Genomic DNA, 14,255 nt, shown 5'->3' on the forward strand with positions numbered 1-14,255 from the left:
TCTTCATGGTCGTCGCGGCCGCCGCACCGTTGACCGTGATCGGCGGCAACATGCCGCTGGGGATGGGGATCGGCAACGGCGCCGGCGCACCGGTCGGCTTCGCCATCGCCGCGCTGGTGCTGCTGGTCTTCAGCATCGGTTTCGTGACGATGACGCCCTACGTGCCCGAGGCCGGCGCGTTCTTCTCCTACGTGACCGTCGGCCTCGGCGAACGCATGGGCAAGGGCATCGCGGTGGTCGCGCTGATCGCCTACACCGCAATCCAGATCGGCATCTACGGATACATCGGCTGGGCCATCTCCGACACCGTGGCCCACTACAACGGGCCGGTGATCCCCTGGCCGGTCTATTCTTTCGCCGTGCTCGCGATCGTCGCGGTGCTCGGCTACCGGCACATCGAGCTCAGCGCGAAGGTTCTGGGCGTGGCGCTGGCCCTCGAGATCGGCATCGTCGTCATCCTCGACGCCGTGATGGTCGCCAACCCCGGCCCGGCCGGCATCACCTTCACCTCGTTCGACCCGGCCACCTTCACCCAGGGCGCCCTCGGGATCGCGATCCTGTTCGCGCTCACCGGTTTCATCGGCTTCGAAGCCACCGCGGTGTTCCGCGACGAAGCCCGCGACCCGGAGCGCACGATCCCGCGCGCCACCTATGCGGCGGTGCTGCTCATCGGCGCGTTCTACGCGATCACGTCCTGGGCGTTCGTCGTCGCGATCGGACCCGACGAGGTCGGCGCCGTGGCCCAGCAGACCCTCGACGGCGAGGGAAACATGTTGCTGGACACCACCGGCGACATGCTGGGCGGCCTCGGCCGCGACATCATGAACGTCCTGCTGCTGACCAGCCTGTTCGCCTGCGTGCTGTCCTTCCACAACGTCATCGCGCGCTACCAGTTCGTGCTGGCGGGCAAGGGCCTCCTGCCGGCGCGCCTGGCTGACGTGCACGGTCGCCACCACTCGCCGTCGTTCTCGTCGGTGGTACAGACCGTCACCGCAGCCGTGATCATCGGCGTGCTCGCGCTGCTCGGAATCGACCCGCTGGTCGGGGTTTTCGGGTCGATGGCCGGTGTCGCGACGGTCGGGATGGTGACGCTGATGCTCACCACGTCGGTCGCCGTCCTGGTCTTCTTCCTCCGCGAGCGGGCTTCGGGGCGGGTCGCGACGACGCTGGTCGCGCCCGCGCTGGCGGTGGCCGGGCTGGCCGGCAGCCTGTGGCTGGTGCTGTCGAACTTCACGCTGGTCACCGGCGGCAGTGTCACCTTGAGCACCATCCTGGCCGCGATCCCGTTCGTGGGCCTGATCGTCGGCTTCCTGGCCTGGCGCCCGTCACGGTCGCTGTCGGGCGTCGAGCACCATCAGCGCAACCGCCAGTGAGGTCATCGACTCCGCGTCGTCGAGGTCGACCCTGAGTGCCTGTTGGATCGCGGCCAACCGCTTGTAGAGCGCCGGCCGGCTGATGTGCAGCCGCTGCGCCAGTGCCGCTTTGTTGCCCGCCAGCCCTAGATACTCGCGGAGCACGTCGATATCCGCGGCGGCGTCGCGGTCCAGCAGTGGCTTGAGTTCGGTCTCGGCGAACCGCTGCACCCGGGGATCGTCGCGCAGCAGCGCCATCAGGCCCCGCAACCGGACATCGGAGGCGCGGAAGTACGGTCGCGCGTCGTCCCGCATGGCCAGTGCCACTTCGGCGACGTGGCCCGCCTCGGCCAGACCCCGGATCGCATCGGTGACGTCGGCTTCCGGTGTCCCCACCGCACACACGGAGCGCGTCACCCCGTCCACCCGGCGCAGGTCGGTGCGCAGCCGGCGACCGAGATCGGTCAGTGCCCGGTCGGACCCACCGCGTGTGGTACTGACCGACACCAGCGCTTCGACCTCGCCGTTGCGACGACTGGTGAACACGCCGGTGTGACCCGCGGCGTTGACGGTGTGCGCCACCGCGTCCAACAGGGACACGTTGCGGCGTTGGGCAGCAAGCGGATCAGTCTCCGCGGCGGTCTGCTCGACCCGTACCACCACGGGGTGGTAGCGCGTGGCCTTGCCGAGGCCGAGCGCGTGCGCCCGTGCGGATGCCTCCCGCGCATCGGCCACCCGGCCCTGCAGCACGTCGTCGATCAGACCGCTTTGCGCCTGCTGGTGCAGCCCGGTGTTGTTCCGTTCGACCATGCGGTTGAGGGCCAGTGCGGCCGAGGCCCGCTCCAGCACCATCGTGACCCGCGGTCCGTCGGTAGCCGGTACGGGCACGATCAACCGGCCCCACTCCTCGCCGCGGGGCCCGACCGAGGTCAGCGCCCATTGCTCGGGGCCGCCTGATGTCGGGGTGCGGCGGGACCGGTTCTCCCAATCTTCCAGCAGTACGGCGGTTTTCGCGCCGGCGGCCGATACCGCAATGGCCTGGTGCGCGAGATCTTCGAGCACCACCGGCAGCTCCAGGATCTCGGCGGCCGCGTCGACGATCGAGGTCACCAACGCCCGTTTGATGCTCAGCTCGGTGAACACCTCGTGGACCCGCCGGTCGAACGCGACCTCGTCGTATTGTTCGGCGACGATCCGGCGGTGTACGACCTCGGTCACGTCGACGAACCTGATCTGGCGGTGCAGCACGACCAGCGTGAGATCCAGCTCGTCGGCCAGCACGGCCAGTGACGGCGGCAGTCGGGTCGACGCACCGCCCAGTTCTACCACCACGCCGAGTGCGCCGGCGTCGGCCAGCCCCTGCAGATAGCGTCGCGGCGCACGGCCCAGTCCGGCGGAGGTGGTCAGCACGAGTTCCCCGCCCTGCAGCAGAGACGACAGGTCGGCCACCCCGCCGATGTGCAGCCACCGGACCGGATCCGACCAGCGGCGCGCGCTGAGGACCTCCGGCTCACCCTGCTGGACCACCGGTAGTTCCACGACCTCGCCCACCGTGACCGCCATTGACACAGTGTAAACAATTACGGCTATTCAGTTACGGTCTGAACCACACCAACAGACATGGGAGGCACCACACTGAGGTCATGACGACGCCCATTCCGCACTGGCTCGACAACGCGCCGTTCGCCAGCAGCGGCGCGCAGACGGCGCCGGTCACCAATCCGGCCACCGGCGCGGTGACCGGCCAGGTCGCGCTGGCCTCGGTCGCCGACGCCCGCTCGGTCATCGACGCCGCGGCCGCAGCGTTTCCGGCCTGGCGGGACACCTCGCTGACCAAACGCACCCAGGTGCTGTTCCGCTTCCGCGAGCTGCTCAACGAACGCAAGAACGAGCTCGCCGAGATCATCACCTCCGAACACGGCAAGGTCGTCTCCGACGCGCTCGGCGAGGTCTCGCGCGGCCAGGAAGTCGTCGAATTCGCCTGCGGTATACCGCACCTGCTGAAAGGCGGCTTCACCGAGAACGCGTCGACCAACGTCGACACCTACTCGATCCGGCAGCCGCTGGGCCCGGTGGCGATCATCTCCCCGTTCAACTTCCCGGCCATGGTGCCGATGTGGTTCTTCCCGATCGCGATCGCCACCGGCAACACCGTGGTGCTCAAGCCGTCGGAGAAGGACCCGTCGGCGTCGCTGTGGCTGGCCGACCTGTGGCGCGAAGCCGGTCTGCCTGCAGGCGTGTTCAACGTCCTGCACGGCGACAAGACCGCCGTCGACGAACTGCTGACCAACCCGAAGATCAAGTCGGTATCCTTCGTCGGGTCGACCCCGATCGCGCAGTACGTGTACTCGACCGCCACAGCCGCCGGCAAGCGGGTGCAGGCGCTGGGCGGGGCCAAGAACCACGCGGTGGTACTGCCCGACGCCGACCTCGACCTGGCGGCCGACGCGATGGTCAACGCCGGCTTCGGCTCGGCCGGCGAACGCTGCATGGCGATCTCGGCCTGCGTCGCGGTCGGTCCGGTCGCCGACGACCTGGTCGCCAAGATCGCCGAGCGGGCACGCACGCTGCGCACCGGCGACGGCACACGCGGCTCCGACATGGGCCCACTGGTCACCCGGGCACACCGCGACAAGGTGGCCTCCTACATCGACGCCGGTGAGGCCGACGGCGCCAAGGTCGTCGTCGACGGTCGCACGGTGAGTAGCGAGGAGGCCACCGAGCGGGATCCAGGAGGCTTCTGGCTGGGCCCGACCCTGCTCGACAACGTCACCCCCGGCATGAGCGTCTACACCGACGAGATCTTCGGGCCGGTGCTGTCGGTGGTGCGTGTGGACAGCTATGACGAGGCCCTGGCGTTGGTCAACGCGAACCCGTACGGCAACGGCACCGCGATCTTCACCAATGACGGCGGCGCGGCGCGGCGGTTCCAGAACGAGGTCGAAGTCGGCATGGTGGGCATCAATGTGCCCATCCCGGTCCCGATGGCCTACTACAGCTTCGGCGGCTGGAAGGCCTCGCTGTTTGGCGACAGCCACGCCCACGGTATGGACGGCGTCGCGTTCTTCACCCGCCAGAAGGCGGTCACGCAACGCTGGCTCGATCCGTCCCACGGCGGCATCAACCTCGGCTTCCCGCAAAACGGTTAAGAATCAGGACCTTCTGTGACAATCACACCCATGAGCAGTCTGCCTCCCGGCGAGGACATCGATAGCGCCATCGCGCGGGGCCGTCGCGCCCACGAGTTGGACCGCAAGTACGTCTTCCACTCCTGGTCGGCGCAGGCCCAGCTGAACCCGATGACGGTGCTGGCGGCGCGGGGCTCCTACGTCTGGGACGGCGACGGCAACAGGCTGCTCGACTTCTCGTCCCAGCTGGTGAACACCAACATCGGTCACCAGCACCCGAGAGTCGTTGCCGCCATTGCCGATCAGGCGGCGACGCTGTGCACGATCGCTCCCCAGCACGTCAACGACATGCGCTCGGAGGCGGCCCGGCTGATCGCCGAGCGCACCCCGGGCGACCTCAACCGGATCTTCTTCACCAACGCCGGCGCCGAGGCGGTCGAGCACGCGGTGCGGATGGCCCGGCTGCACACCGGCCGCTACAAGGTGTTGTCGCGCTACCGCTCCTACCACGGCGGCACCGAGACCGCGATCAACCTCACCGGTGACCCGCGCCGCTGGCCCAACGACCACGGCAACGCCGGGATCGTGCACTTCCACGGGCCATTCCTGTACCGGTCGGCGTTCTACGCGGACACCGAGGAGCAGGAATGCCAGCGGGCATTGGAGCATCTGGACCGCGTGGTGCAGATGGAGGGGCCGTCGACCATCGCCGCCATCATCCTCGAGTCGGTGCCGGGCACCGCGGGGATCATGGTGCCCCCACCCGGCTACCTGGCCGGGGTGCGCGAGATCTGCGACCGTCACGGAATCGTGTTCATCGCCGACGAGGTGATGGCCGGATTCGGCCGTACCGGTACGTGGTTCGCGATCGACAACTTCGACGTCGTGCCGGATCTGATCACCTTCGCCAAGGGCGTCACCTCCGGCTACGTCCCGCTCGGCGGGGTGGCCATCAACGACGCGATCTCCTCCACTTTTGCCGACCGCCCCTACCCCGGTGGGCTGACCTACTCCGGCCATCCGTTGGCATGTGCGTGTGCCGTCGCGACCATCAACGCGATGGACGACGAAGGCATGGTCGCCAACGCGGCCCGGATCGGCCGGGACGTCCTCGGCCCCGGGTTGCGTGACCTGGCCGCGCGGCACCGCAGTGTCGGCGAGGTCCGCGGGCTGGGTGTGTTCTGGGCGATCGAACTGGTCGCCGACCAGCAGACGCGGGAACCGCTGGCACCCTACGGCGGGTCCAGTCCGGCGATGGCCGCGGTGCTGGCGGCGTGCAAGTCCGGCGGTCTGTTGCCGTTCGCGAACTTCAACCGGATTCACGCGGTGCCGCCGTGCAACGTCAGCGATGACGAGGTGGCCGAAGGCCTGCGCATTCTCGACGCCGCGCTCGACGTCGCCGACGAGCGCGCCGTCTGAGCCGTACCGCGAAAGTGCTTCCACGGTCGTTGCGGTCGCCGCGGAACGACGCTGACGGCACCGTCGCGGGACCGCTCAGCCGGCCGGCCAGCGTTCGGTGATCATCTCCGTCATGGCGCCCACCCAGGCGTCGTCGAGTGCGGCATCGTTGCGAATGAGAATGCGGAAGATCGCGGTGCCGGCAACGACTTCGGCGAGCATCGGCAGCGCGTCGTCGTCGCGCCGTCCCTGTCCGAAACGGTGCTCGAACTCCGTGAGGTTTCCTGCCAGGCGGGCGATCATGAGGCTGTGCAGGTGCGGATCGGCGACGGTGTCGGCGATCAGACCCGGCAGCGCGACCCGCACTTCCGGCCGGTCGAACAGCCGCCGCGTCGTCTCGACCAACGCGCGGATGTCGCTGCGGACATCACCCGACGCGACAGGCACCGGGATCGTGTCCTCGGGCAGAACCGCTTCGTGGACCAGGTGGACCTTGCCGGACCACCGCCGGTAGATCGCGGCGGTGGTGGTGCCGGCCCGGGCGGCGATCGCCGACAGCGACAGCGCCGAGTACCCCGTCTGCAGGAGTAGCTCGCGGGTGGCGGCGATGATCGCGGCGTCGATCCGGCCGTCGCGCGGCCGCCCCGGCGTCTTGCCATCCCCACGCCGATCTGCTGTCATGTCTGCCAGTGTAGTTTCGATACAGCACGTATCGTATCTTTTGGAGAGCTGATGACCCTGAGCCCGCTCGACGAGTACCCGGTCCACCAGGTGCCCGCGCCGATCGCGACGCCGGCCACCTCGGACCGCAACTTCTACGACCGGTCCTACTTCAACGTGCTCGACCGCGAAGGCCGTTTCATGGCGCTCACCGGCATCGGCTACTACCCCCGCCTCGGCGTCAAGGACGCCTACTTCCTGGTTCGGCGCGGCGACACCCAGACCGCGGTGCACCTCAGCGACGCGATTGACGACGACCGACTCCACCAGCACGTCACCGGCTACCGCCTCGATGTCGTCGAACCCCTGCAGCAACTGCATCTGACCCTGGCCGAGACCGAAGGCATCTCCGCGGACCTGACCTGGCGCGGCCTATTCCCCGCGGCGCTGGAGCGCCCGCACGAAATGCTCACCGAGCGCCGGGTGACGTTGCAGGCGTGCCGCTTTGCCCAGGTCGGCTGCTGGGAGGGCTGGATCGACGTCGACGGGGAACGCCTCACCGTCGACCCGACCACCAGCGTCGGCAGCCGGGACCGGTCGTGGGGAATCCGCCCCATCGGCGAAGCCGAACCCGCCGGCCGCCCCGACACAGCGTTCCAGGGCATGTGGTGGCTGTATCTCCCCCTGGCCTTCGACGACTACCAGCTCTTCCTGATCCTGCAGGAGGACCCGGACGGTCACCGCAGCCTCTACGACTGCACCCGGCGCTGGCGCGACGGCCGGGTCGAGCAGCTCGACGGGGTGCGTGCCACCATCCACTACACGCCCGGAACGCGAATCCCGTACGGTGCGCATGTCGATTTCATGAACCGCGCCGGCGACCGGATCCAGCTCGACGTCGAGTCGAAGTTGTTCGCGCCCATCGCTTTCGGCTCTGGCTACGGCGGGGATTCGTCCTGGGCGCACGGCACCTGGAAGGGCGGGCCCTTCGCCGAACGGGTCAGCTTCGATCTGACCGACCCGGAGGTGATGGCCAAGGCACCGTTCAGCCTCATCGACCACGTCGGGAAGGCCGTGTGCACCGAACCCGACGGCAGCACCTGCGAAGGTGCCGGGCTGTTCGAGCACGGCGTCATCGGCCCACACCACCCGTCGGGATTCTCCGACTGGACCGACACCGCGGAGTAGACGATGAAGATCATGACGGCCCTCTACGGGCCCACCGACGCGGTCGAACGAGCCCAGTTGTTGCGCGAGGCCGGCGCGTCCGGCGTGTTCACCTTCGAGGGGCCCTTCGACGTCTTCACCCCGCTGGTACTGGCGTCGTCGGTCAAGGGCCTCGACGTGATGTCCAATGTGGCGATCGCGTTCCCTCGCAATCCCATTCAGCTGGCCCATCAAGCCAACGACCTGCAACTGCTCACTGAGGGACGCTTCATCCTGGGCCTGGGCACCCAGGTGCGGGCGCAGATCGAGAAACGCTACGGCGTCGCGTTCGACCATCCGGTGGCGCGGATGACGGAGATGGTCGGCGCGCTGCGGGCGATCTTCGCCGCCTGGAACGACGACGCGCGCCTGGACTTCCGCGGTGAGTTCTACCGGCACACCCTGATGACGCCGACCTTCGTGCCCGGCCCCAATCCGTACGGTCCGCCGCCGATCTATCTCGGGGCGCTGGGCCCGCGCCTGACCCGGGCCACCGCCGAGGTGGCTGACGGACTTCTCGTGATGCCCTTCGGATCGAAGCGGTACCTGCACGAGAAGACGATGCCGCAGGTGCATGCCGGACTGGCCGCCGCGGGCCGCAGCCGGGATCAATTCGCGGTGGTGCCGGAGATCATCGTCTCCGTCGACGCGGAAGGCAATCGCGATCATCACTCCACCCGAATGTTGTTGGCGTTCTACGGGTCCACTCCGGCCTACCGCCCGGTGCTCGATGCCCACGGGTGGGGTGATCTGCAACCCGAACTCAACGCGATGTCCAAACAGGGCCGCTGGCAGGAGATGGCGACGCTGATCGACGACGAGATCCTGTACACCATCGCCGCGTGCGGCACACCGGCCGAGATCGCCGACCACATCCGCGACCGCGTCGTCGGTGTCTCCGACCGCATCTGCCTGTATCAGCCCGGGCCGATCCCGATCGACGCGCTCGCCGAGATCGTCGATGCGCTGGGCTGACGACGTGACGGAATTGACTGTCGAGTTCGACGCGATCACCGACGACCGCTTCGGCGGGAAGGCCGCCGGTCTCGCTGAACTGCACCGTCTCGGGCTGCCGGTGCCGACGGGATTCGTCATCGCCGACGCGTCGCGACCCGATGCCGTCGACGACGCCGCGCGCCGATTCGAGGCGTTGGCCGCCGCCGGCGCGTCCCCGGTCGCCGTCCGCTCCTCAGCGGTCGGCGAAGACGGCGAGGACCAGTCCTTCGCCGGTCAGTACGACACCGTCTTGGGTGTCGACTCGGTCGATGACTTCGTGGTCGCGGTGCGGCAGTGCGTGGATTCCATAGCCTCTCAACGGGCGTCGTCCTACAGCGGCGACATGAAAACCTCGATGCATGTGGTCGTTCAGCAGATGGTCGACGCGCGTGCCGCGGGCGTGGTATTCACCGCCGATCCGACGACGGGGCGACGCGACCTGATGGTGATCGACGCGGTCGCCGGACTGGGTGAGGCGCTGGTCGCCGGATCGGCCTCCCCCGACCACGTCGTCCTCGATGCCGACGGCAGCATCGCCGACCACGAGGTAGGTGACGTGCCGGTGTTACGCGCCGACGACATCGTCGCGATCCGCGAGGGCGCCGTGGCCGCCGCGCAGCACTGGGGCCGGCCGATGGACCTCGAATGGGCCATCGACCGAGACGGTGCCTTGTGGTGGCTGCAGGCCCGGCCGATCACGACGCTGCCCGGCGACCTCAATGAGATGGACTCCCCGGTCGCCGGTCCCGATCACGTCTACACCCGCTGCAACATCGGCGAGATGATGCCCGGGGCGTTCTGCCCGCTCACCGCGTCCGTGTCGGGCTACGCCATCGACTACGCGATGCAGATGACCCAGGTCGTCGCGCGCGCCCAACCGCGCTACGAGAACCCCTGGCTGCAGGTCGGCTACTTCTACGGGCACATGTTCCTGAATTTGACCGAGGGCACCGCGCTGAGCTCTGGCATTCTCGGCAACTCGCGCGAGCAGTTCTCCCTGTCGATCTGCGGCCGCGTCGTCGATGAGCTGGAAGCCAAACCGCCGCAACCATTTTTGCGCAAGCTCACCAATACGATCCGACTCACCTCGCACGCCCTGTCGGTGGGCCCGGCGATCCGCCGGCTGGGAAGCGAGATCGCCGGGTGGGCCGTCCCCAACGGCACGGATGCCCGGGCGATTTTCCAGCAGCTCGAGGCAGGTGTCGAGCTGTACTGCCATGTGACCTTGACCCACGTGCGCTCATCGTCGCGGGCCGCGGTAGCAGCGAACATCCTGGAGAGCACACTGGTGCGGCAGGCCGTCAAGGACGGCCGTACCGCTGAAGAGGGGCAAGCGGAGGCGATGCGGTTGATGGCAGGGGCCGCCGACGTCGAAAGTGCCCTGATGGTCGATGAGCTCGACGCGGTGGTTCACACCATCGCCGCCGACGCCGACACCGCGCGCCGGTTCCTGGCCGCGGCGCCGGAGGCCGCCGTGGTCGAGTTGCGGGGCGCGGCCGGACCCGGCGGGGAGGCGTTGCGGCAGTTCCTGAATCACCACGGCCACCGCGGATACCGTGAGCTGTGCATGCGCGACCCGTCCTGGGCCGAGGACCCCGCCGGCTTGGGCTCGATGATGCAGGTGATGCTGCACGCCGCCCTCGATCCGGCCGTCCGCGGTCCGGTGCACCGGCGCGCTGACGCATCCGGCTCACGCGCCGTCAGAGTCCTTGCCCGCCTTGCCCGAGCAGGCGCGCGGGGACGCGAGGAAACGAAATCGAAGATGGCGCTGATGGCGCACGCGCTCAAGCGCGGCTACCGCCATCTGGGCGAGGTACTGGCGCGGTCCGGCCGTCTCCCCGACCCTGATCTGGTCTTCTTTTTCGACCGCAGCGAACTGGCCCGCGTCGTCAGCGACGGGGACGTCGACGAGCTGGTGAAGCGCGCCCTCGCGCGCCGGGACGCGCTGCCCTACCAGGACGCCCTCGAATTCGACGACGTCTCGGTGGGACGGCCCAGGCCGATCGTCGCCGCACCCGCAGCTAGCACGGCCGGAGACCAGGTCGTCGGCCGCCCGGCCAGCCGGGGAACAGTCGAAGGCGTTGTCCGGGTGGCCAAGTCGATTCACGATGCGCGCGATGTGCAGCGCGGGGAGATCCTGGTGGCGCCGGTCACCGATGTCGGCTGGACGCCGTACTTCACGGTGATCGCCGCTCTGGTCACCGACATCGGCAGCTCGGTGTCCCACGGGGCCGTCATCGCGCGCGAGTACGGGCTGCCCTGCGTCGTCAACACCCTCGTCGCCACGCAAGTGCTCAACAGCGGTGACCGGGTGCGGGTGGACGGTGACCGAGGTGTGGTCACGCGGCTCGACTGAGCGCGAGCCTCCTGGTGACCAAAGCCCCTGGCCGCACCGGCGATCTCCGGCCTACCGTCAATCCTGGCATTGGAGGTCCCCATGATCGAAGAACTGCAGGACGTTCCCGCGGGCGTCGTCGGCACCCGGGTGTCGGGGCGGGTCACCGCCGACGATTTCCGTGACTTCAAACCCGCCATGGACCGCATGCTGGACGCCGGCGAGGTCCGCATCATCGAGGTCATCGGCCCCGACTACGAGGGATTCGGCCCCGGCGGACTGCTCGCCGATGTGAAGCAGGGCTTCAGCACCCTCACCCATATGCGTGCGTTCAAACGCACCGCGGTGGTCACCGACAAGGAGTGGATCGGCCACACCCTGCACGCGCTGGCCTGGATGATCCCCGGCGAGGTCGCGCTGTTCGGGATGGACGAACTCGACGCGGCCAAGCAGTGGGCGGCGGGTTGAGCGGCCCCTTGCGTACCTCTCACGCCTGTAATGCGATCCCATAGCCAACCGGGATCATCGCCAAGTACGCGGCGATGCCGAGTGGAAGCCCGAGCAGCGGCGTCCGATGGAAACGAACGGCGACACCTGCACTCGCGACGGCTACGGCTGTACCCACGATCAGGCAGACCCACGGAATGAACACGAGCACATTCTGGCCGCGCGCGGAGAGCTGGCATACCTCGTCCGGAATGCCCTCGTAACATGCGTCGGTGGCCATCGCCAGGGGCAGCATCAACACGACGCTCGCCACGACGCCCACCACTCCCAGCGCCAGCAATATGCCGGCGAACCACATCCAGTGCTTGGCGTGGTCCGGGGCGGGCTGCTGCTCGCTCATATCTCTCATGGTAGGCAGGGGCTATCAGGGGGAAAGCCGCCCAACAGGAGACCGTTTCAACTTCGCCGCGCCATTAGGCCGATCACCAACGCGACACTCTCGTGCTCTCACTCGACGAGTACACCTGCAGTCCTAGCCGACACGGAAACGGCCCCCGGAGTCTCCTCCGGGGGCCGTTTCATCTAGTAGCGGGGACAGGATTCGAACCTGCGACCTCTGGGTTATGAGCCCAGCGAGCTACCGAGCTGCTCCACCCCGCGACGGGCGAACGCTAGGTTACCGGCGGGCGGCTGAGGCTCCAAATCGCCTGTTCAGGGCGCTGAAATCGATCTGCAGCGTCATGACGACGACGCCTGGTCCCCCACCGCCCGGGTCAGTCGCTCGACGAGCAGCCCGGCGAACTTCGCCGGGTCTTCGAGGACCCCTCCTTCGGCTAGAAGCGCGGTGCCGTAGAGCAGTTCGGCGGTGGCGGCCAGCTCGGCGTCGGCGCCGCGGCTCTTGTGGGACTCCCGGAGCCCGACGATGAGGGGGTGGTCGGGATTCAGCTCCAGGATTCGCTTCTCGACCGGAATCGTTTGCCCGGAGGCCCGGTACATGCGGGCCAGCGCAGGGGTGATGCCGAACGTATCGGTGATCAGGCATGCCGGCGAGTCGGTCAGGCGGGTGGACAACCGCACCTCCTTGACATGATCGCCCAGCGTGTCCTTCAGCCAGGCGATCACGTCGGCGAAATCCTGCTCCCGCTGCTGGCGTTCGGCTTCCTGCTCGGGATTGTCGGCGTCGAGGTCGACCTCTCCCTTGGCGACCGACTGCAGCGGCTTGCCGTCGAACTCGTGCACTGACTCCACCCAGACTTCGTCGACGGGATCGGTCAGCAGCAGCACCTCGTAGCCTTTGGCCTTGAACGCCTCGAGGTGCGGTGAGTGCAGCAACTGTTCCCGCGATTCCCCTGCGGCATAGAAGATCTGGCTCTGCCCGTCCGGCATACGTTCGACGTATTCGGCCAGCGTGGTCGGTTGCTCCTCACTGTGCGTGGACGCGAACGAGCACAGGCGCAGGAGCGTCTCCTGGTTGTCGTGGTCGCTCAAAAGCCCCTCTTTGAGGACTCTGCCGAACTGAGTCCAGAAGGTGCTGTACTTCTCCGGGCGCTCGGTCTGCATCTCCGCGATCGTCGAAAGTACTTTCTTGGTGAGCCGGCGCCGGATCGCGGTGATCTGCCGGTCCTGCTGCAGGATCTCACGGGAGACGTTGAGCGACATGTCTTGTGCGTCGACGACGCCCTTGACGAACCGCAGGTACGGCGGCATGAGCTGATCGCAGTCACCCATGATGAACACCCGCTTGACGTACAGCTGCACCCCGACCGCGGCATTCTGGTTGAACAGATCGAACGGGGCGTGCGACGGGATGAACAGCAACGCCTGGTACTCGAACGTGCCCTCCGCCTTCATCGCGATGACCTCGAGCGGCTCGTCCCAGGCGTGCGCGACGTGCTTGTAGAACTCGGTGTACTCCTCGTCTGACACCTCGTCGCGAGGCCGGGCCCAGAGTGCCTTCATCGAGTTGAGGGTCTGGGTCTCGACGGTGACCGCCTCCTCCCCACCCTCCTCGGGAGCCGGCGTGCGGCGCTCGACCTCCATCCGGATGGGCCAGGCGATGAAATCCGAGTACTGCTTGACGAGCTCCCGCAGCTTCCACTCCGAGGTGTAGTCGTGCAGTTGGTCCTCGCGGTCTTCGGGCTTGAGGTGCAACGTCACCGAGGTGCCCTGGGCAACCTCGCCCTCGGATGGATCGACGGACTCGATGGTGTAGGTGCCCTCCCCGGTGGACTCCCATCGGGTCGCCTCGCTCTCACCGGCCTTGCGGGTGAGCAGTTCGACCCGGTCAGCCACCATGAAGCTGGCGTAGAAGCCGATCCCGAACTGGCCGATGAGTTCCTCGGAGGAGTCCCTGTCCTTGGCTTCTCGCAGCTGTTGGCGCAGCTCAGCGGTCCCCGACTTGGCGAGCGTGCCGATCAGGTTCACGACCTCGTCGCGGGTCATGCCGATGCCGTTGTCGCGGACGGTCAGGGTGCGCGCCGCCTTGTCGACGTCGATCTCGATGTGCAGATCGGAGGTGTCGACGTCGAGGTCCTTGTTCCGGAACGATTCGAGGCGGAGCTTGTCGAGCGCGTCGGAGGCGTTGGAGATGAGCTCGCGCAGGAACGAGTCTTTGTTGCTGTAGACGGAGTGGATCATCAGATCCAGCAGTTGGCGTGCTTCCGCCTGGAATTCGAGCTGCTCGACGTGCGCGGCCATGTGCCTTCCCCTTCGACAAGACGATCTCGGATGCCG

11 protein-coding genes and 1 tRNA gene are annotated in these 14,255 nt (G+C 67.8%); 7 read left to right on the forward strand and 5 right to left on the reverse strand.

The window, feature by feature from the left end:
* Positions 1-5 precede the first annotated feature (5 nt).
* The gene (locus tag G6N31_RS13380) at positions 6-1,373 is read left to right on the forward strand and encodes an APC family permease (protein WP_098004101.1); all 1,368 of its coding nucleotides are present in this window, start codon (positions 6-8) and stop codon (positions 1,371-1,373) included.
* Here the strand turns inward: G6N31_RS13380 and G6N31_RS13385 are convergent.
* Positions 1,326-2,915 carry a PucR family transcriptional regulator gene (locus G6N31_RS13385; RefSeq protein WP_098004100.1) on the reverse strand — a complete coding sequence of 530 codons (1,590 nt, stop codon included), beginning with the start codon at positions 2,913-2,915 and terminating at the stop codon, positions 1,326-1,328. The genes G6N31_RS13380 and G6N31_RS13385 overlap by 48 nt on opposite strands.
* A gap of 80 nt (positions 2,916-2,995) precedes the next feature.
* Between G6N31_RS13385 and G6N31_RS13390 the strand changes: the two genes are divergently transcribed.
* Together G6N31_RS13390 and G6N31_RS13395 are read left to right on the forward strand one after the other, a co-directional pair.
* The gene (locus G6N31_RS13390; RefSeq protein ID WP_098004099.1) at positions 2,996-4,501 is read left to right on the forward strand and encodes a CoA-acylating methylmalonate-semialdehyde dehydrogenase; all 1,506 of its coding nucleotides are present in this window, start codon (positions 2,996-2,998) and stop codon (positions 4,499-4,501) included.
* Positions 4,502-4,531: 30 nt separating this feature from the next.
* Positions 4,532-5,899, forward strand: coding sequence for an aspartate aminotransferase family protein (locus tag G6N31_RS13395; RefSeq protein WP_098004098.1), 1,368 nt, complete (start codon positions 4,532-4,534; stop codon positions 5,897-5,899).
* A gap of 75 nt (positions 5,900-5,974) precedes the next feature.
* On the opposite strand, the gene G6N31_RS13400 is transcribed toward G6N31_RS13395, so the two are convergent.
* Positions 5,975-6,559, reverse strand: coding sequence for a TetR-like C-terminal domain-containing protein (locus tag G6N31_RS13400; protein WP_098004097.1), 585 nt, complete (start codon positions 6,557-6,559; stop codon positions 5,975-5,977).
* 51 nt (positions 6,560-6,610) lie between these two features.
* Here G6N31_RS13400 and G6N31_RS13405 point away from each other — a divergent pair, with 51 nt between their 5' ends.
* The 4 genes from G6N31_RS13405 (at position 6,611) to G6N31_RS13420 (ending at position 11,543) form a co-directional block, all read left to right on the forward strand.
* Positions 6,611-7,726, forward strand: a complete 1,116-nt coding sequence (locus G6N31_RS13405) for an Rv3169 family protein (protein ID WP_098004096.1) — start codon at positions 6,611-6,613, stop codon at positions 7,724-7,726.
* 3 nt (positions 7,727-7,729) lie between these two features.
* Positions 7,730-8,719, forward strand: coding sequence for a TIGR03617 family F420-dependent LLM class oxidoreductase (locus G6N31_RS13410; RefSeq protein ID WP_098004095.1), 990 nt, complete (start codon positions 7,730-7,732; stop codon positions 8,717-8,719).
* Positions 8,706-11,096 (forward strand): PEP/pyruvate-binding domain-containing protein, encoded by a 2,391-nt coding sequence (locus tag G6N31_RS13415; protein WP_098004094.1) that lies wholly within the window; start codon positions 8,706-8,708, stop codon positions 11,094-11,096. The genes G6N31_RS13410 and G6N31_RS13415 overlap by 14 nt, the downstream gene beginning before the upstream one ends.
* A gap of 81 nt (positions 11,097-11,177) precedes the next feature.
* Complete coding sequence (locus G6N31_RS13420) at positions 11,178-11,543, forward strand: SpoIIAA family protein (RefSeq protein WP_098004093.1); 366 nt, start codon at positions 11,178-11,180, stop codon at positions 11,541-11,543.
* Between the two features lie 19 nt (positions 11,544-11,562).
* Here the strand turns inward: G6N31_RS13420 and G6N31_RS13425 are convergent, their stop codons facing one another.
* From G6N31_RS13425 to htpG, 3 genes are all read right to left on the reverse strand, one after another.
* Positions 11,563-11,922: a hypothetical protein gene (locus tag G6N31_RS13425; protein WP_098004092.1), complete on the reverse strand. Its 360-nt coding sequence runs from the start codon at positions 11,920-11,922 to the stop codon at positions 11,563-11,565.
* 186 nt (positions 11,923-12,108) lie between these two features.
* A tRNA-Met gene (locus G6N31_RS13430) sits at positions 12,109-12,182 on the reverse strand.
* Positions 12,183-12,260: 78 nt separating this feature from the next.
* Positions 12,261-14,219: a molecular chaperone HtpG gene (gene htpG, locus G6N31_RS13435; protein WP_098004091.1), complete on the reverse strand. Its 1,959-nt coding sequence runs from the start codon at positions 14,217-14,219 to the stop codon at positions 12,261-12,263.
* Positions 14,220-14,255: the final 36 nt, after the last annotated feature.

Source organism: Mycolicibacterium duvalii (assembly GCF_010726645.1).
In the GTDB taxonomy this organism is placed as follows: Bacteria; Actinomycetota; Actinomycetes; order Mycobacteriales; family Mycobacteriaceae; genus Mycobacterium; species Mycobacterium duvalii.

Coding starts and splice junctions, on each gene's coding strand:
- G6N31_RS13380 (WP_098004101.1), top strand. CDS start 6: ATGGTCGTCGCGGCCGCCGCACCGTTGACCGTGATCGGCGGCAACATG.
- G6N31_RS13385 (WP_098004100.1), bottom strand. CDS start 2,915: ATGGCGGTCACGGTGGGCGAGGTCGTGGAACTACCGGTGGTCCAGCAG.
- G6N31_RS13390 (WP_098004099.1), top strand. CDS start 2,996: ATGACGACGCCCATTCCGCACTGGCTCGACAACGCGCCGTTCGCCAGC.
- G6N31_RS13395 (WP_098004098.1), top strand. CDS start 4,532: ATGAGCAGTCTGCCTCCCGGCGAGGACATCGATAGCGCCATCGCGCGG.
- G6N31_RS13400 (WP_098004097.1), bottom strand. CDS start 6,559: ATGACAGCAGATCGGCGTGGGGATGGCAAGACGCCGGGGCGGCCGCGC.
- G6N31_RS13405 (WP_098004096.1), top strand. CDS start 6,611: ATGACCCTGAGCCCGCTCGACGAGTACCCGGTCCACCAGGTGCCCGCG.
- G6N31_RS13410 (WP_098004095.1), top strand. CDS start 7,730: ATGAAGATCATGACGGCCCTCTACGGGCCCACCGACGCGGTCGAACGA.
- G6N31_RS13415 (WP_098004094.1), top strand. CDS start 8,706: ATGCGCTGGGCTGACGACGTGACGGAATTGACTGTCGAGTTCGACGCG.
- G6N31_RS13420 (WP_098004093.1), top strand. CDS start 11,178: ATGATCGAAGAACTGCAGGACGTTCCCGCGGGCGTCGTCGGCACCCGG.
- G6N31_RS13425 (WP_098004092.1), bottom strand. CDS start 11,922: ATGAGCGAGCAGCAGCCCGCCCCGGACCACGCCAAGCACTGGATGTGG.
- htpG (WP_098004091.1), bottom strand. CDS start 14,219: ATGGCCGCGCACGTCGAGCAGCTCGAATTCCAGGCGGAAGCACGCCAA.